This window comes from Georgenia sp. EYE_87 (genome assembly GCF_023148685.1).
GTDB lineage: Bacteria > Actinomycetota > Actinomycetes > Actinomycetales > Actinomycetaceae > Georgenia.
Genome location: NZ_JAHXNL010000002.1, coordinates 449,225 through 466,074 on the forward strand (window position 1 = coordinate 449,225; position 16,850 = coordinate 466,074).

Here is a 16,850-nt window from a genome sequence, read left to right on the forward strand (position 1 = left end):
GAGGCGCCGCCCGCCGCGGGCGGCGCCTCCTGCGCGCGCGGTCGCGTCAGAGGCGCGGGAACCGGGCGGCCCTCGGGTACGCGTCCCAGCGGGGGCCGCCGCGTGGCGGCGTGGAGGACGAGACCGACGACGACGCCGAGCCAGGTGTCGGGCAGGAGGCCCGCCAGGGCAGCACGAGGAGCGCGACGGACGTGCCGAGCGGGTGACGCACGAGGGTGAGGCTAGCTGCCGGTGCCCACGCTCTCGAGGCAACGCTGGAGCGCCGTCGGGTCGTCGCCGTACTGCTCCATGCACGCCTGGAACTCCGGGCCGAGGACCTCGGAGAGCAGGAAGGAGCCGAACATCGTCGAGGCGACGGCCAGCAGGATCGCGAGCACGCCGATGACGATCCCGGCGATCGCGGTGCCGCGGTTCGTGGCCTCGCCACGCTTGGCGCGGCCGAGCCCGATGGCGCCCAGCACGACGGCGATCAGCCCGCCGAGACCGCCGAGGAGTCCCAGGAACGGGATCCATGCGATCAGCAGTGAGATGACGGCGAGGATCAGCGCGGCCAGCCCCATGCCGTTGCGCGGGGCCTGCCCGCCGTACGAGGTTCCGCGGTAGCCGCCGCCGTACGGCGTCCCCTGGTACTGACCGCCCTGATACTGCCCACCGGTCTGGTACTGGCCGCCGCCCTGGTACTGGCCGCCCTGGTAAGGGGCGCCCTCGTAGGGCTGGCGCGGGGTGCTCTGGTAGTCGGCGTCCGCGTAGCCGGGCTCGGGATAGCCGGGGTACGCGGCGGTGCCGGGAGGAGCCTCGGAGCCCTGGTACGGGACGCCCTGGTAGGGGGTGCCCGTCGACCCCGGCGGCGGGCCGCCCTGGTAGCCGGCGCCGTGGGGCTGGGGGTAGACCGTGGTGTCGTCCTGCGCGGCGCGGCCGCCGGCGTCGTCGGGACGGTCGCCCTCGGGGCGGGCATCTTCGGGGTCGTGCCGGCCGGGCTCGTACGGCTCGCGGCCGGGGGGCGTTGACGACATCGGAGCGCTCCTCACGTCGGTTCCCGCCATGCTCCCACGTGCGCGGGTGGCCCGCAGGCCGCCCGCGCACGGCGCGGGTCAGCCCTTGACCGAGCCCGACATCAGGCCACCGATGAAGTACTTGCCCAGCACGATGTAGACCAGCAGCGTGGGCAGCGACGCCAGCAGGGCGCCGGACATCGACACGCCGTAGTTCTGCAGCAGCGCGCCGTTGGCCAGGTTGTTCAGCGCGAGCGTGACGGGGCCGTTCTGGCTGGAGGAGAAGAACACCGCGAAGAGGAAGTCGTTCCAGGCGGAGGTGAACTGCCAGATCAGCACGACCACGAAGCTCGGGATCGAGATCGGCAGGACCACCGAGACGTACGTGCGGAGCATCCCTGCGCCGTCGACCCTTGCGGCCTCGATGAGCTCCTTGGGCACCGACTCGTAGTAGTTGCGGAAGATCAGTGTGGTGATCGGGATGCCGTAGATGACGTGCACGAGGATCAGGGACGGGATGCCGCTCGGGACGTCCAGGCCCAGCATCAGCTGCAGCAGCGGGATCATGACCGCCTGGTACGGGATGAACATCCCGAACAGGATCAGCGTGAAGACGATGTTCGCGCCGCGGAAGGACCAGCGCGAGAGCACGAAGCCGTTCATCGACCCCAGGAAGGCGGAGATGATCGACGCCGGGACCACCATCTGCACCGACCGCCAGAGCGACGGCGAGAGCGTCTCCCACGCGGCGGTCCAGTTGTCCATGGTCCACAGCTGCGGCAGCGCCCAGGCACGGGCCGGCGTGGCGTCGCCCGGACCCTTGAAGCTGGTGACGATGAGCACGTAGACGGGGATCAGGACCAGGAGGAGGGAGGCCAGCAGGATCGCGTACCTCAGGGTCCGGCCCGCGGAGAACCGGCTCGCCGGGCGCCGCTCGGGCGCGCTCACGGGCCGCCTCGCCGCGACGTCGACGGGGGCGGGGGCCGGGACGGCGGTGGTCATCGGCCGCCCTCCTTCCGGGTGGTGTACACGAGGTAGGGGATGATCAGCAGCGCGACGATGATCAGCAGGATCGCGCCGACCGCCGCCGAGTTCGCGTAGTCGAAGCTCGACTTGAACACGTACATGTCGACGGCGGGCACCTTGGTCTGGTAGTTCGCCGGCTTCGAGATCGACATGATCAGGTCGAAGGCCTTGAGCGACATGTGCCCGATGATGATCAGGGCCGAGAGCGCCACGGGGGAGAGCTGCGGGAAGATCACGTGGCGGTACAGCTGCCACTCCGAGGCGCCGTCGATCCGCCCCGCCTCGCGCAGCTCGTCCGGGATGCCGCGGAACCCGGCGAGGAACAGCGCCATGACGTAGCCGGAGAGCTGCCAGATGGCCGGGATGGCGATGGCGGCGATGCCCCACGTGACGTTGTTCCACCAGGGGTTCTGGAGGAAGTCGAGGCCGACGATCTGGAACAGGCGGTTCAGGCCGAGGGCGCTCTCCCCCTCGTTGGAGTTCAGCAGCCAGCGCCACACGACGCCGGAGGCGATGAACGAGACGGCCATGGGGAAGAGGAAGATCGAGCGGAAGAAGCCCTCGCCCTTGGCGGGCCGCTCGAGGACCCACGCCCACACGAAGCCGATCACCATCGTCCCCACGAGGAAGACGGCCGTGTAGAGCAGGAGGTTCTTCAGCGAGTGCTGGAAGGCCTCCGAACCCAGCAGCGCGACGTAGTTCTCCAGCCCGACGAAGACGGTGGGCATCACCCCGGTCGCCTGCGGGGCCGTGTGGGAGTCGGTGAACGAGGTCTGGAAGTTGACCGCGATGAGGCCGTAGACGAAGACGGCGATCAGGATCAGGGAGGGGGTCAGCAGCAGCAGCGGCGGACCCCAGCGCTTGACGGTCTTCACTTCGGTCTCCAGCGAAGGTCGGGAACGATGGCGCGGACGCGGTGACGGGTGCGGGACGCCGCACCCGTCACCGACTCGGGTCAGCTGCCGGCGGCGGTCGCCAGCTCGCTCTGGAACGTCGCGAGGTCGGACGCCCCGGTGGTGAACTTGCTCGTCGCGTCGGAGACGCCGTTCAGCACGGCGATCGGCGAGGCGGCTCCGTGGGCCAGCGAGGGAACGATCGCGTCGTCGGCGTAGGCCTCGATCGCGCTCTGCTGGTACTCGGAGAACTCCGCGGGGTCGGCGTCGGTCCGGGCCGGGATGGAGCCCTTCGCCTTGTTGAACGCCACCTGGCCCTCGAGGGAGCCGACCGTCTCGAGCCACGCCTTGGCGCCGTCGGGGTTGGGGGCGCCCACCGGGAGGGTGAAGGAGTCGGCCAGGAAACCGAACATGCCGTCGGTGCCCGGGACCGGGAAGTCGACAAAACCGGTGCCGCGCTCGATGCCCTGCTCCTCGAACGCCGCGACCGCCCAGTCACCCATCACGTTGTAGGCGGCGGAGCCGTCGATGACCATCTGGGTCGACTCGGGCCAGTCGAGGCCGTCACGGTCGGTGTTGGTGAAGCCGATGAGGGTCTCGAAGTGCTCGAGCGCCTGCGTGACCTCCGGGCCGGCCCAGTCGGTCTCGCCGGTCCAGAGGCCGTTGTAGGCCTCCTCGCCGAGGTCGGCCATGAGCACCGTCTCGAGCAGGTGCACCTGGGTCCACGTCGTCGCCACCGACAGCGGCGTCTTGCCCGCGGCCTGGACCTTCTCCAGGTCCGCGATCCAGGCGTCGATGTCGGCCGGGACGGCGGCCGGGTCGATCCCCGCCTCCTCGAGCACGGACGGGTTCGCCCACACCACGTTGGAGCGGTGGATGTTCGAGGGCACCGAGTAGATCGCGTCCTCGACGGTGAGCAGGTCGATGAGGTCCTGCGGGAAGACGTCGGTGAGCCCGAACTCGTCGTACATGGCCGAGACGTCCTCGAGCTGGCCGGCGTTGATGTAGTCGGTGAGCTCCTGGCCGGCGTGGGCCTGGAAGGTGTCCGGCGGGTCGCCGGCCTGCAGGCGGGACTGCAGCATGTCCTTGGCGGCGGAGCCGGCGCCGCCGGCCACCGCACCGTTGATGAACTCCACGTCGGGATGCTGCTCGTTGAACACCCCGACCAGGGCGTCCAGGCCGGCCTTCTCCGAGCCCTGGGCCCACCAGGTGAAGACCTCCACCTGGTCCCCGCCGCCCCCGCCACCACCGCCGGTGGCGCCGTCGGTACCGCCGTCACCGTCGCCGCCGCAGGCGGCGAGGATGAGGCTGGCGGCCGCGATCCCGGCCACCGTCGCTGTGCGTCGCATCGTGCTTCTCCTTCGAAACGTCGTCGTCCCGACCGTTCCGGCGGGCCGCCGGGACGGGGACCGGCCGAGGGCCGGGCATCCGGTTCTTCAGTGTGCCCCTAAACCGATATTGGGTGAGGCATTGGAGGAAATCGTCGCCGTGTTGTGATCTGGCGGGCGACATATTGCCACAAGTGGAGTCCGCGTATCGCACTTCCTCTCACGTGATCGAACATGGTCGCTCAGTCCAGCAGGTAGCCGTACGGCGTGGGCGCGCTCTCCAGCGCGAGCGCGAGCGCACCCAGCACCTCTGTGCGGGGGCCGAGCGCGGCGGGCACGACCCGCAGGCGCCTGGCGACGGAGGGGATGACGGAGCGGCGCAGCGACGCGCTCACCGCCGCCAGGAAGGGCTCGCCCGCGGCCACCAGCGGCCCGCCCAGGACGACGACCTCGGGGTCGACGAGGTTGCCCAGCAGCGCGACGCCGCGCCCCAGGTTGCGCCCGACGTCCTCGATCATGCGGCGGCAGGGCGGGTCCCCGGCTGCTGCGGCGGCGACCACCTGCTCGATGGTCAGTCCCTCACCGAGCGTCGGACGGAGCATCTGCAGCACGGCGGGCACCGAGGTGACGGTCTCCAGGCAGCCACGGTTGCCGCACCGGCAGACCGCGCCGTCCGGCTGGAGCGGGGTGTGGCCGAGCTCGCCCGCCGTCCCGCCGGCGCCGCGGTGCAGACGGCCGCCGAGCAGCAGGCCCGCGCCCACGCCGGTGGAGATCTTCACGTAGGCGGCGTCCGTCGCGCCCTGCGCGGCGCCCCAGCGCGCCTCGGCCAGCATGCCCAGGGTGGCGTCGTTGTCGGCGACGACGGGGACCCCCAGCGCCTCCTCGAGCCGGCCGGCGACGTCGAAGCCCGCCCAGCCGGTGAGGATCGTCCCGGGTCCGACCGTGCGCTCGGGGCCGTCGACCGGTCCGGGCAGGCCGACCCCGACGGCGACCAGCTCCCCTCCCTGGTCCGAGGCGTCCCTGAGCAGGTCCCCGATCAGGTCCAGCACGACCGGGACGGTCCGTTGCCCCGTGTGGTCCGCGGGCAGCGCGACCTCGCGCTCGGCGCGGATCTCCCCGTCACGGGTGGCCAGCGCGGCCCGCAGGTGCGTGCGCCCGACGTCGACACCGGCCACGAGCCCCGGTGCGGGCACCAGGGAGATCGTCCGGGCGGGTCTGCCCCGGCGCCCGTCCGCGGCCGCCTGCTCGACGGCGGAGCCGCTCTCCAGCAGCTCCGTCACGAGGTTGGAGACCGTGGTGGGGGAGACGCCCAGCTCGCGGGCGATCTCCGCACGTGAGCGCGGTCCCTCGGAGAGCAGCGCGATCACCGCGCGGCGGGTGCGGCCCCGCGCGCGCGAGGTGGTCGGATCTGCGCGACCCACGTGCTTCCCCCTTTTCGGTCCGCCGTTGGACCAAAAGATGCGATGTCGGTAGCCCATTGATGCTCCGAATGGAGAAAACGTAGCCGACCAGGTGGAGGATGTCGAGCAACCCCGGTACGCGGGAGCCGAGGGTGCCGCCAGGCAGGCCGGGAAGTGGCCTGCCGGGCAGGCCGGGAACTGGTCAGGCCGGCGTGGGGGCGCCGTGCAGAGGTCAGTCCCCGCGACGTGCAGAGGTCAGTCCCGCCGTCGCGCGACGAGGTCCGTCCCTACGGGAGGTGGCGCGATCCGTCCCTACGGGAAGACGACGGTGCGCCGGCCGTCGATGAGCACCCGGTGCTCGGCGTGCCACCGCACGGCGCGGGCGAGGACCCGGCGCTCCACGTCCTGCCCGCGCGCCACCATCTCGGCCACGTCGTCGGCGTGGGTGACCCGTTCGACGTCCTGCTCGATGATCGGGCCCTCGTCGAGGTCGGCGGTCACGTAGTGCGCCGTCGCGCCGATCAGCTTCACGCCGCGCCCGTGCGCCTGCGCGTACGGGCGGGCACCCTTGAAGCTCGGCAGGAAGGAGTGGTGGATGTTGATGACGTTGCCCGCGAGCTCCTGGCACACCCGGTCCGAGAGGATCTGCATGTACCTCGCGAGGACGACCAGCTCGACGTCGAGGTCGCGGACCAGCCGCAGCAGCTCGGCCTCGGCCTGGTCCTTCGTCTCCCTCGTGACCGGGACGTGGTGGAACGGGACGTCGTAGAACTCTGCGATCGGGGCGAGGTCGGGGTGGTTCGCGACGACCCCGACCGGCTCGATCGGCAGCCGCTGGAAGCGGTGGCGGAACAGCAGGTCCGACAGGCAGTGCGGGTCCTTGGACGCCATGATCAGCGTCCGCACCGGCCGGCCCACCTCGTCGAGGGTGAACGTCATGGCGAACGTGCCGGCGATGTCCTCGAGCGCCGCCCGCACCTCGGTGAGCGGTGCCCGGGTCTCCACCTGCACCCGCATGAAGAACAGTCCCGTGGAGGGGTCGCCGAACTGCTGGGACTCGGTGATGTTGCCGCCGTGCTCCGCGAGCGCCCCGGAGACGGCGTGCACGATCCCGGGCCGGTCCGGGCAGGACAGGGCGAGGACGAGGTGCGCGGTCGAGGTGCTCATCCGTCGCAGGGTAGTCGGCCCGGTCCCGCGCGGGCGCCGCGTCCGCGGTGCGGGTACGGACCACCACGTCCGCGCTCTGATGCCAGACTGTGGGGATGGACGACGTCAAGATCGACCTCATCACCGAGGAGGGGGCCGGCGAGCTGCTCACCGTGCGGCGGGCCGCCTTCGTGACCGAGGCGCAGCTCTACGGTGACCCCAACCTCCCGGCGCTCACGCAGTCGCTCACCGAGCTCGTGGCCGACATCGGCCGGCCCGATGTCGTCACCCTCGGCGCGTGGATCGGCCACCGCCTCGTGGGCTCGGTCCGGGTGGAGCTGGAGGCCGAGCGTGCGACCCTCGGCCGGCTCGCCGTCGTCCCCGACCTCCAGGGGCGTGGGATCGGCACCCAGCTCCTCATGGCGGTGCTGCAGTACCTCCCCGAGCAGACCAAGGAGGTCTGGGTCTTCACCGGGCAGGACTCCAAGCACAACCTGGCGATGTACAACAAGGCTGGCTACGAGCACCAGTTCGACCAGCACACCGGCGACCTGACGTACGCCTACCTGCGGCGCATCCTCGGCGAGGACGGCCCGGAGGCCGACGCCGGGCTCGCCGACCTCCCCGAGCGTGACGTGACGGCCTGAGCCTCGGGCACCGCGCCCCCCGACCCCCGACCCCCGACCCCCGCATCCCCACGGTCACCCGGCCCCCGACCACCCGAGCGAGAGTCCGGGAACCGGTCACCGGGACTTGGTAGTCTCGTCCGCGTCGCAACTGGCGCCAGCAGGTGGGTCACCACCGGGGAGCGACACGAGCAGGATCCCCGAGGTCGTCCGCCTGGGCCGAGGGTCACCTAACGGAGTGCATCCACGCACGTGCCGTGCGTGACCGACAGCGGAGGAACCATGAGCCAGACCAGACCTGACACGTCCGTGGCCGACCAGAGCCTCGCGGAGCTGGACCCGGAGATCGCGGCCGTCCTCGACGGCGAGCTCGCCCGGCAGCGCGAGACCCTCGAGATGATCGCCAGCGAGAACTTCGTCCCGCGCGCCGTCCTGCAGGCGCAGGGCTCCGTGCTGACGAACAAGTACGCGGAGGGCTACCCCGGCCGCCGCTACTACGGCGGCTGCGAGCAGGTCGACATCGCGGAGAACCTCGCGATCCAGCGCGCCACCTCCCTCTTCGGCGCCGAGTACGCCAACGTCCAGCCCCACTCCGGCGCCCAGGCCAACGCCGCGGTGCTGCACGCCATCGCCACGCCCGGGGACAAGGTCCTCGGCCTCTCGCTCGCCCACGGCGGGCACCTCACGCACGGCATGAAGATCAACTTCTCCGGCAAGCTCTACGACATCGCCGCCTACGGCGTGGACGAGCAGAGCCACCGCATCGAGATGGACGCCGTCCGCGAGAAGGCCCTCGAGGCCCGGCCGAAGGTCATCATCGCCGGCTGGTCCGCCTACCCCCGCCAGCTCGACTTCGCCGCGTTCCGGGAGATCGCCGACGAGGTCGGCGCCTACCTGTGGACCGACATGGCGCACTTCGCCGGCCTCGTGGCCGCGGGGCTGCACCCGTCCCCGGTGCCGCACTCCGACGTCGTCTCCTCCACGGTCCACAAGACCATCGGCGGCCCCCGGTCCGGGTTCATCCTGTCCCGGGACAAGGAGGCCTTCGGCAAGAAGCTCGACTCCGCCGTCTTCCCCGGCCAGCAGGGCGGACCGCTCATGCACGTCATCGCCGCGAAGGCCGTGGCGTTCAAGATCGCGGCCGGCGAGGAGTTCCAGGACCGCCAGCGCCGCACCCTCGAGGGTGCGCGGATCATCGCCGAGCGGCTCTCCGCCCAGGACGTGCGCGACGCCGGCGTCTCGGTGCTGACCGGCGGCACCGACGTCCACCTCGTCCTCGTGGACCTGCGGAACTCCGCCCTCGACGGCCAGCAGGCGGAGGACCTCCTCCACGACGCCGGCATCACCGTCAACCGCAACGCCGTGCCGTTCGACCCGCGCCCGCCGCGGGTGACGTCCGGCCTGCGCATCGGCACCCCGGCGCTGGCGACCCGCGGGTTCGGCGCCACGGAGTTCACCGAGGTCGCGGACATCATCGCGACCACCCTGGTCAACGGAGCCGCCACCGACGCCGAGGCGATGAAGGCGCGCGTGCGTGCGCTCACCGACTCCTTCCCGCTGTACCCGGGCCTGCAGCAGTGACCGCTCAGGTCCTGGACGGCAGGGCGACGGCGGCGACGATCAAGGCCGAGCTGGCCGGGCGCGTCGCCGCGCTGAGGGCGCAGGGGGTCACCCCGGGTCTCGGCACCGTGCTGGTGGGGGAGGACCCCGGTTCGAAGGCGTACGTGGCGGGCAAGCACCGCGACTGCGCCGAGGTCGGCATCGCCTCGATCCGGGAGGACCTCCCGGCCGACGCGTCCCAGGCCGCCGTCGAGGCCGCCGTCGAGCGGCTCAACGCCGACCCCGCCTGCACGGGCTACATCGTCCAGCTGCCGCTGCCGAAGGGCATCGACACCAACGCGGTGCTCGAGCTGATCGACCCGGCCAAGGACGCCGACGGACTGCACCCGACGAACCTCGGGCGGCTCGTCCTGCGCGTGAAGGAGGAGGTCACCTCCCCGCTGCCGTGCACCCCGCGGGCGGTCCTCGAGCTGCTCGCGCGCCACGGCATCGACCTGGCGGGCAAGGAGGTGTGCGTCGTGGGGCGCGGCACCACCGTGGGCCGCTCCATCGGGCTGCTCCTCACCCGCAAGGACGTCAACGCCACCGTCACGCTCACCCACACCGGCACGCGCGACCTCGCCAAGCACGTCGGCGAGGCGGACGTGGTCGTCGCGGCGGCGGGCCAGCCCGGGATCATCACGGCGGACATGGTCAAGCCGGGTGCCGTCGTCCTCGACGTCGGCGTCTCCCGGACCGTCGACCCGGTCTCCGGCAAGGCGAAGCTGCGCGGGGACGTCGCCGACGGCGTCGCCGAGGTCGCGTCGTGGCTCTCGCCCAACCCGGGCGGGGTCGGGCCCATGACGCGGGCGATGCTCCTCGCGAACGTGGTGGACACGGCGGAGCGGCAGGCCGCGCAGGCCTGAGCCGCGCGGAGCGTGGTAGGTGACAACGGGGATGATCGGTGCCCGCCCGGGACACCGATCATCCCCGTTGTCACGTCCTCGGAGCGACCGTCGCTCGGGTTCGCGGTGCGCCGGTCGGTCGGGTTCTCGGAGCGCCGGCGGGCGGGCCTGCCGCACGCCCGAGTGGCGAATCGCACCGTGCCCGTCGCCCGGCCGCGGTCCGGGGATGTCCGTGGCATCGGCGACCATGGAGGCATGAAGATCGCCTCCGTCAACGTCAACGGCATCCGCGCGGCCTACAAGCGCGGCATGGGCAGGTGGGTCGAGGAGCGTCGGCCCGACGTGATGCTGCTGCAGGAGGTGCGCGCCACCGACGACGTCCTCGAGGCGCATCTCGGGCAGGAGTGGACCACCGCCCACCACGCGTGCGACGTCAGGGGCCGCGCCGGCGTCGCCATCGCCTCGCGCCTGCCCGCCACGGCCGTGCGCGTTGGCCTGGGCAACGGCGTCCCCGAGGAGCCCGTGGACACCGGGCGCTGGGTGGAGATGGACCTCGACGTCGCGGGGGCGGAACGGCCGCTGACCGTGGTGTCCGTCTACGTGCACTCCGGCACGGCGAACACGCCCAAGATGGAGGCGAAGTACGCGCACCTGGAGAAGGTGACCAAGCGTCTGGGCGAGCTCGCCGAGGAGGCCAGGGACGGCCGGCGCGACGTCGTCGTCGGCGGGGACCTCAACATCGTCCACCGCGAGGTGGACATCAAGAACTGGAAGGGCAACCACAACAAGGCGTCCGGGGTGCTCGACGAGGAGATCGCCTACCTCGACAAGTGGTTCGCCGACGGGTGGGTGGACGTCGGCCGCAAGGTCGCCGGCGACCGCCCCGGCCCGTACACGTGGTGGTCGTGGCGCGGGAAGGCGTTCGACAACGACGCCGGCTGGCGCATCGACTACCAGCTCGCCACCCCCGAGCTCGCGGAGCGGGTGACGGACGCCGGGGTCGACCGGGCCGCCTCCTACGACCAGCGGTTCTCCGACCACGCCCCGGTGGTCGCCACCTACGACGTGCAGAGGTAGCGCCGCCCAGAGGGCAGACGGGTATCGGAGAAGATTCTCGGTAGTCCGTGAAATGTGGAGCGGCGTGCCGGACATGTACGGGGTGAGAGGCCGGGACCGGGCGGCCGCCGAGCACGACACGGAGGGGATGACGTGCCGATCGACCACGACACCGCCGTCGAGGCCTTGTACGTCCGGCACGCCGGCACCGTCCACCGCTACGTCTACCGCCGGGTGCTCGACCGGGCGACGGCGGACGAGCTGACCAACGACGTCTTCCGGATCGCGTGGCAGCGGCTGCGGAAGGCGCGTTCGGTGGACCTGCCCTGGTTGATCGGCACGGCGAAGAACCTCGTGCTCAACGAGGTCAGGGCGCGCGGCCGGCGAGAACGGCTGACGGCACGGCTGCGCGACGGCGCCGTCGCGGGCTCCCCGGCACCGGGGTACGACCTGGTGCGAGACAGCGTGCTTGAGGTGCTCGCGACGATGCGTGAGCAGGACCGGGACGTCCTGATGCTCGCCTACTGGGACGGGTTCCGCGGGGCGGACCTGGCCGCCGTCCTGGGCTGCGGGGAGGCCGCCGCTGCGTCGCGCCTGTTCCGCGCCCGCAAGGCCTTCGCCCGGCTCGCTCCTCCGGAGCTCGTCGGGCACGACATCGTCATGGACGGAGGGCAGCGCTGATGGACCGCATCGAGGAGCTGATGAAGGCTGCCGACCCCGCGCGCGAGGCGCCCGGCCCCCGCCCGTTCCGGCTCGCGGAGATGAAGGGGCCGTCGAAGGCGTCCACGACCCGGCGGCGCAGGCGTCGCGAGCACCTGGCGGTGTGGGGCGGCGCCGTCGGGGTGGCGGCCGCCCTCGCCGGCGGTCTGGTCCTCGCCCACCAGTGGCAGACGACGCCGGACGTGCCCGCCCAGCCCGCCAACCCGGACGGCAGCTCGGCCCCAGGTGTGCCGACCGAGCCACCCGCGACGCCGTCTCCCGAGCCCTCGGCCTCACCCACCGGTCTGCCCAACGGGCTGGTCCCGGCGCACGACGACGTCTTCTTCGAGGACTCCGCCGTGTGCGAGGCTCTCGACGTCACGCAGGTGCTCACCCAGGGCGACCACGCGCTCGCCACCGAGCCGTGGGAGTACCCCGTGGTCGGCTGCGTGGACGGCATCGCCGCTCTCAACATGTCGGACCGGTGGTTCTCCGCGGCCGACGTCGACGACGTCGCGGCCGGGATCATCCTGGCTCGCTGGGAGGACGATCGGTGGGCCGTCGAGGACCCGCGGGAGCTCCCCGACGGCACGGTGGCCGTGCCGGTGTACCACTCCTGGCCCGCCCTCCTCGGCTACCGGCTGCCCGGGGACCCGCCCGCCGCGCAGAGGATGGCCGAGCAGTACGCGCAGATCGGGGTCGACGCCGAGACCGGTCAGCGGCTGCTCGGTCCGGAGACCGTGGCCTGGACGGTCGGCACCCCGGCCGGGAGTTGGGCGTCCGGGACCGCGGGACCCGCGGAGTTCTCCTGGCGGTCGGACGCCGCCTGGGCCCACGACGAGCTCCGCGGTGCGGCCGCCGGCGGCGGGGCCGACGACGTGCGGCACGAGGTCGCCTACTTCGACCCGCGAAGCAAGAGCGTCGCCCGGCTCACGGTGACGACGCGGGAGGGCGAGCAGCCGGAGTGCGCGACGATGGACGCCACGTACCTCGTCGAGGGTCGCGAGCCCACCCAGCTGCAGTCCCAGCTCGGGCCGCTGGACGTCGGGCTGGTCACGGCCGTGGACGCCCTCGGGGTGGAGCTCTCCACCACCAGGTACGTCCCGTCCGCCGCACCGGACTCCGGTGCGTGGTGCGACCTGCCCGAGGAGCACATCGTCGGTGACGTCGCCGTCCGGCTCGACGGCGCCCGGTACCAGTTCCGCACCGCGGACGAACGGGCGGCCTACCTCGCCTCCCAGGAGTTCGCGGACGTCGTCCGGCTGGCCACGTCGATCAGGATCGACTGACCGCAGGCGTCAGCGGGCGGCGGCCCGGGCGCAGGTGACGCAGAGCGTCGCCGTCGGCCGCGCCTCGAGGCGGCCCGGCTCGATGGGGTTCCCGCAGTTCTGGCAGACGCCGTACGTGCCCTGCTCCAGCCGCTCGAGCGCGGCGTCGACCTCGCCCAGCGTGTGCCGGGCGCTCTCGGTGAGCGCGACCACCTGGGCGCGCTCGTAGCCGATGGTGGTGCCCTCGGGATCGTGCTCGTCGTCGGCGTTGGCGCTCTCGCTGGCCGCGACGACCTCCTCGAACGTGCCGTCGAGCGCCGCGAGGCGGGCCTCCGTGGCCGCGCGCAGCGTGAGGAGCCGTTCCCGTGCCGTGCCGTCAGGCTTCTCGCCGTCCGTCATGCGGACACGGTACTCCGGCCACCTGCCCAGGGTGCGGTTTCCGCCGCGGACGCCGCCGGGTGCCGCCGGGTGCCGCCGGGCCCACGTGCACCGGCGCGGAACGGCGGGCTCAGCCGGCGGCGCGCCCTGCCGGGCCCGACGCCGTCGCGCGGAGGAAGGCCGGATCGGCGAGCCCGCCGGCGGAGAACGCGGCGGCGACGGCGGACATCACCTCGCCGGCCTCCCCGGCCTGGACCAGGGCGATCGCCGAGCCGCCGAACCCGCCGCCTGTCATGCGGGCACCGTGCGCCCCGGCCCGCCGGGCCGCCGCCACGGCGAGGTCGAGCTCGGGGCTGGAGACCTCGTAGTCGGCGCGCAGGGACTCGTGCGACGCGTCCAGCAGCGCCCGGGCCCGCTCGAGCGCCGGGCCGGCCAGCCCCTCACCGGGCGCGGCGCGCAGGACGTCGACCAGCTCGCGCACCCGTTCGATCTCGGTGACGACGTGCCGCACCCGACGGCGCTGCTCGTCGTCCGCCAACCGCGGCAGGACCTCGTCGAGCGTGGTCCCGCCGCCCCGGACGGCGTCCGCCACGGCCCGCAGGTCCGGCACCCCGAGCACCGACGCCGCGGCCTCGCACACCTGGCGGCGACGCGCGTACTGCCCGTCCACCAGGCGGTGCTCGGCGCGCGTGTCGATCACCAGGAGCTCCAGGTCCGCCGCGGAGAGGTCGAGCGGCACGTGCTCCACGTGCCCGTCCCGGCAGTCGAGCAGCAGGGCATGACCCGGCCGCGCCCGCAGCGCCACCGCCTGGTCCATCCCGCCGGTCGGGGCGCCCGCCACCTCGTTCTCGGCCCGGACGCACGCCGCGGCGAGGCGCGCCCGGCCGCCGTCGTCGGGCGCCCCGGCGGGCCCGGCCAGGCCGAGCCCGGCGAGGTCGTCCACCGCGGTCGCGACGGCGCACTCCAGCGCCGCCGACGAGCTCAGGCCCGCCCCGGCCGGCACGCACGAGTCGACGGCGACGTCCAGGCCGGGGAGCCCGGCGGCGAGCCCCTCCGCCTCCAGCGCCCAGAGCACGCCCGCGACGTAGGCGGCCCAGCCGGGCACCTCCCCGGCGGTGCCGGCGGGGCCGACCGCGTCGAGATCCACCTCGCGCGGGGGACCCGGCTCCTGGGCGCTGACCAGGCGGAGCCGACGGGTCCCGGGGCGGGCGGCGACGGCCGCGTACGTGCGGTGCGGCAGCGCGATCGGCAGGCACAGCCCGCCGTTGTAGTCGGTGTGCTCGCCGACGACGTTGACGCGCCCCGGCGCCGACCACACGCCGTCGGGCGGGCCGCCGAAGGCGCTCGCGAACAGGTCGCGCGCACGGGCGGCTCCGCCGGCGTCGTCCCACGCGGGCCGCAGGGACGGCTGGGGCGGCCGCCGGGAAGGGCCGGGCGGGCGGGTGCCGGTCACGCGCCCGGCTCCTCGACGTCGTCGGAGACGACCTCGCGCCAGCGGTCGGCGATCCGCTCCGGCGTCGTGTCCGAGATCCACGCCCCCATCCCGGACTCGGAGCCGGCCAGGTACTTCAGCTTCCCCGGCGCCCGCAGCACGGAGAACAGCTGCAGGTGCAGCCGCAGGTCCTCCCGACCCGCACGGACCGGGGCCTGGTGCCAGGCCGCGATGTAGGGCAGCGTGATCGGCTCGCCGGCGCCGCCCGGGGCCCCCGGCTGCGTGAAGAACCGGTCGCCGGCCTGCAGCACCCGCAGGTAGAGCCGGGCGAGGTCCGCCCGCTCGGCGTCCGTCAGGGCGGGCAGGTCCGGCACGTCGCGTCGCGGGGCCAGGTGGATCTCCACGGGCCAGCGTGCGGCGGCGGGGACGTACGCCGCCCAGTGCTCGGACTCGGCGACCACCCGCCGGCCGGCCCGCAGCTCGGCCTCCAGCACGTCCCGCAGCAGGTTGCCCCCGGTGCGCTGGCGGTGCGCGCGGGCCTGGCGCAGCATCGTCGCCGTGCGCGGGGCCAGGTAGGGGTACGCGTAGATCTGCCCGTGCGGGTGGTGCAGCGTCACCCCGATCTCCTTGCCCCGGTTCTCGAAGCAGAAGACCTGCTCGACGCCGGGCAGCCGCCCGAGCGCGGCGGTGCGGTCCGCCCAGGCCTCGATGACCGTGCGCATGCGGCGCGTGCCCACGCCGGCCAGCGAGCCGGACGGGTCCGGGGAGAAGCAGATGACCTCGCAGCGTCCGGCGGCCGGCCGCAACGGCCACAGCGCCTCGCCGTCGAGGTGGGCTACCTCGTCGGGGACGCCCGGGACGGCGGCCAGCGAGGGGAAGCGGTTCTCGAAGACGACGACGTCGTAGTCGGTGTCCGGGATCTCGCCGTCGGAGTACGCGGCGCCGGGCCGTGCCGGGGCGAGGGGGTTGGCGTCGGCCGGCGGCAGGAACGTGCGGTTCATCCGGTGGCTGGCCATGGGGACCCACTCGCCGGTGAGGACGTCGTAGCGCATCTCGGGCGCGGTCACCGGCCGGGGCGTGCCGTCCGGCCCGACCACGTCGGCGAAGCGGTGGGGGAGCGGCCGGGGGTCGTCCAGGCGGCGGGTCGCGCCGCCGGAGACGAACGGCTCGGTGTCGTCGTAGTAGATGAGCTCGCGGCCGTCCGCGAGGTGGGTGGACGTGCGGCGGACCCGCGCGGTCGCCGTCATCGTGCGCGCCCGTCGGTGCCGGCCACCTCGAGGAGGATGCCGTGCTGCTCGGCGGCCTCCCGGGTGGCCTCCCCGGGCTCGGCGTCGGTGACGAGGACGGCGATGTCCTGCACGGCGCAGAACGTCCGCAGCCCCAGCACGCCCCACTTCGAGGCGTCGACGACTGCGACCGGCGTGCGGGCGCTGGCCACCATCGCGGCGTTCGTCGCGGCCTCCGACAGGTTCGGCGTCATGAGGCCGATCGCCGGGTCGAAGCCGTGGGCGCCGAGGAACGCCCACTCCACGCGCATCGTGCGCAGGGTGTCCACCGCCACGGGTCCGACGAGGGCGTCCGAGCGCGTGCGTTCCCCGCCCGTGAGGAGGACCGTCGGCGCGGGGCGGGACTCGGCGCGGGCCTGCTCCGCCGCCTCGTGCAGGACCTGCGCGGCGGGCAGCGAGTTCGTGATCACCGTCAGCGTGCCGAGGTGCGGCAGCGCCGCCAGAGCCCGGGCGACGGCGAGCGTCGTCGTGCCGCCGGTGAGGGCGACCGAGTCGCCGGGACGCACCCGCGACGCCGCGAGCGCGCCGATCGCGGCCTTCTCCGCCTGGTGATGGGACTCCTTGGTGCGGAAGTACGGCTCCTCGGCGGCGCCCGCCGGGGCGACGGCGCCGCCGTGCACCCGGTCCACGAGACCGCGCGCGACCAGGTCGGTGATGTCGCGGCGCACGGTCATCTCGGACACGCCGAGCGCGTCGACGACCTCCGCGACGCGCACGCCGCCGTGCTGGGCGACCTGGCCCAGGATGTAGTCCTGTCGCTGACGGGCGAGAAGCGGAACCCCTTCGGTGACCATGGCCCTAGTGTGCCTGACCAAACAAAACCTAACAAGGTCGAACAACGCGTGCGTCTCGGCCGGGGAGCGGCGCGAACCGTGA

The 16,850-nt window shown here is 73.3% G+C and carries 16 protein-coding genes and 1 riboswitch; of the genes, 6 read left to right on the forward strand and 10 right to left on the reverse strand.

Features of this window, described 5'->3' with window-relative positions:
- Positions 1-221: 221 nt before the first annotated feature.
- From KZX45_RS05430 to purU, 6 genes are all read right to left on the reverse strand, one after another.
- Positions 222-1,013, reverse strand: a complete 792-nt coding sequence (locus KZX45_RS05430) for a DUF4190 domain-containing protein (RefSeq protein ID WP_248256673.1) — start codon at positions 1,011-1,013, stop codon at positions 222-224.
- 78 nt (positions 1,014-1,091) lie between these two features.
- Entirely contained in the window at positions 1,092-1,994 is a 903-nt protein-coding gene (locus KZX45_RS05435) for a carbohydrate ABC transporter permease (RefSeq protein WP_248256674.1), read from the reverse strand.
- The gene (locus KZX45_RS05440; protein ID WP_248256675.1) at positions 1,991-2,893 is read right to left on the reverse strand and encodes a carbohydrate ABC transporter permease; all 903 of its coding nucleotides are present in this window, start codon (positions 2,891-2,893) and stop codon (positions 1,991-1,993) included. Before KZX45_RS05440 ends, KZX45_RS05435 begins: the two co-directional genes overlap by 4 nt.
- Before the next feature lie 80 nt (positions 2,894-2,973).
- The gene (locus KZX45_RS05445; protein ID WP_248256676.1) at positions 2,974-4,260 is read right to left on the reverse strand and encodes an ABC transporter substrate-binding protein; all 1,287 of its coding nucleotides are present in this window, start codon (positions 4,258-4,260) and stop codon (positions 2,974-2,976) included.
- A gap of 221 nt (positions 4,261-4,481) precedes the next feature.
- Positions 4,482-5,660: an ROK family transcriptional regulator gene (locus tag KZX45_RS05450; RefSeq protein WP_248256677.1), complete on the reverse strand. Its 1,179-nt coding sequence runs from the start codon at positions 5,658-5,660 to the stop codon at positions 4,482-4,484.
- Positions 5,661-5,951: 291 nt separating this feature from the next.
- Complete coding sequence (gene purU / locus KZX45_RS05455) at positions 5,952-6,806, reverse strand: formyltetrahydrofolate deformylase (RefSeq protein WP_248256678.1); 855 nt, start codon at positions 6,804-6,806, stop codon at positions 5,952-5,954.
- Positions 6,807-6,901: 95 nt separating this feature from the next.
- Between purU and KZX45_RS05460 the strand changes: the two genes are divergently transcribed.
- The 6 genes from KZX45_RS05460 (at position 6,902) to KZX45_RS05485 (ending at position 12,899) form a co-directional block, all read left to right on the forward strand.
- A complete protein-coding gene (locus KZX45_RS05460; RefSeq protein WP_248256679.1) occupies positions 6,902-7,432 on the forward strand; it encodes a GNAT family N-acetyltransferase in 531 nt (176 codons plus the stop codon).
- A gap of 116 nt (positions 7,433-7,548) precedes the next feature.
- Positions 7,549-7,638: riboswitch (ZMP/ZTP riboswitch) on the forward strand.
- 55 nt (positions 7,639-7,693) lie between these two features.
- A complete protein-coding gene (glyA, locus tag KZX45_RS05465) occupies positions 7,694-8,992 on the forward strand; it encodes a serine hydroxymethyltransferase (protein WP_248256680.1) in 1,299 nt (432 codons plus the stop codon).
- Positions 8,989-9,876 carry a bifunctional methylenetetrahydrofolate dehydrogenase/methenyltetrahydrofolate cyclohydrolase gene (locus KZX45_RS05470; RefSeq protein WP_248256681.1) on the forward strand — a complete coding sequence of 296 codons (888 nt, stop codon included), beginning with the start codon at positions 8,989-8,991 and terminating at the stop codon, positions 9,874-9,876. Before glyA ends, KZX45_RS05470 begins: the two co-directional genes overlap by 4 nt.
- A 234-nt stretch (positions 9,877-10,110) precedes the next feature.
- On the forward strand, positions 10,111-10,932 hold the full coding sequence (locus KZX45_RS05475) for an exodeoxyribonuclease III (protein ID WP_248256682.1): 822 nt from the start codon (positions 10,111-10,113) through the stop codon (positions 10,930-10,932).
- Positions 10,933-11,064: 132 nt separating this feature from the next.
- Positions 11,065-11,592, forward strand: a complete 528-nt coding sequence (locus tag KZX45_RS05480; RefSeq protein WP_248256683.1) for a sigma-70 family RNA polymerase sigma factor — start codon at positions 11,065-11,067, stop codon at positions 11,590-11,592.
- Positions 11,592-12,899: a hypothetical protein gene (locus tag KZX45_RS05485; protein ID WP_248256684.1), complete on the forward strand. Its 1,308-nt coding sequence runs from the start codon at positions 11,592-11,594 to the stop codon at positions 12,897-12,899. Before KZX45_RS05480 ends, KZX45_RS05485 begins: the two co-directional genes overlap by 1 nt.
- 9 nt (positions 12,900-12,908) lie before the next feature.
- Here KZX45_RS05485 and KZX45_RS05490 read toward each other — a convergent pair whose 3' ends face one another.
- The 4 genes from KZX45_RS05490 to KZX45_RS05505 all read right to left on the reverse strand — a co-directional run bounded on the left by KZX45_RS05490 (position 12,909) and on the right by KZX45_RS05505 (position 16,768).
- Positions 12,909-13,277: a TraR/DksA C4-type zinc finger protein gene (locus tag KZX45_RS05490; protein ID WP_248256685.1), complete on the reverse strand. Its 369-nt coding sequence runs from the start codon at positions 13,275-13,277 to the stop codon at positions 12,909-12,911.
- 109 nt (positions 13,278-13,386) lie between these two features.
- Positions 13,387-14,709 carry a galactokinase gene (gene galK, locus KZX45_RS05495; protein ID WP_248256686.1) on the reverse strand — a complete coding sequence of 441 codons (1,323 nt, stop codon included), beginning with the start codon at positions 14,707-14,709 and terminating at the stop codon, positions 13,387-13,389.
- Complete coding sequence (gene galT / locus KZX45_RS05500) at positions 14,706-15,935, reverse strand: galactose-1-phosphate uridylyltransferase (RefSeq protein ID WP_248256687.1); 1,230 nt, start codon at positions 15,933-15,935, stop codon at positions 14,706-14,708. Before galT ends, galK begins: the two co-directional genes overlap by 4 nt.
- Positions 15,932-16,768, reverse strand: a complete 837-nt coding sequence (locus tag KZX45_RS05505) for a DeoR/GlpR family DNA-binding transcription regulator (RefSeq protein WP_248256688.1) — start codon at positions 16,766-16,768, stop codon at positions 15,932-15,934. Before KZX45_RS05505 ends, galT begins: the two co-directional genes overlap by 4 nt.
- Positions 16,769-16,850: the final 82 nt, after the last annotated feature.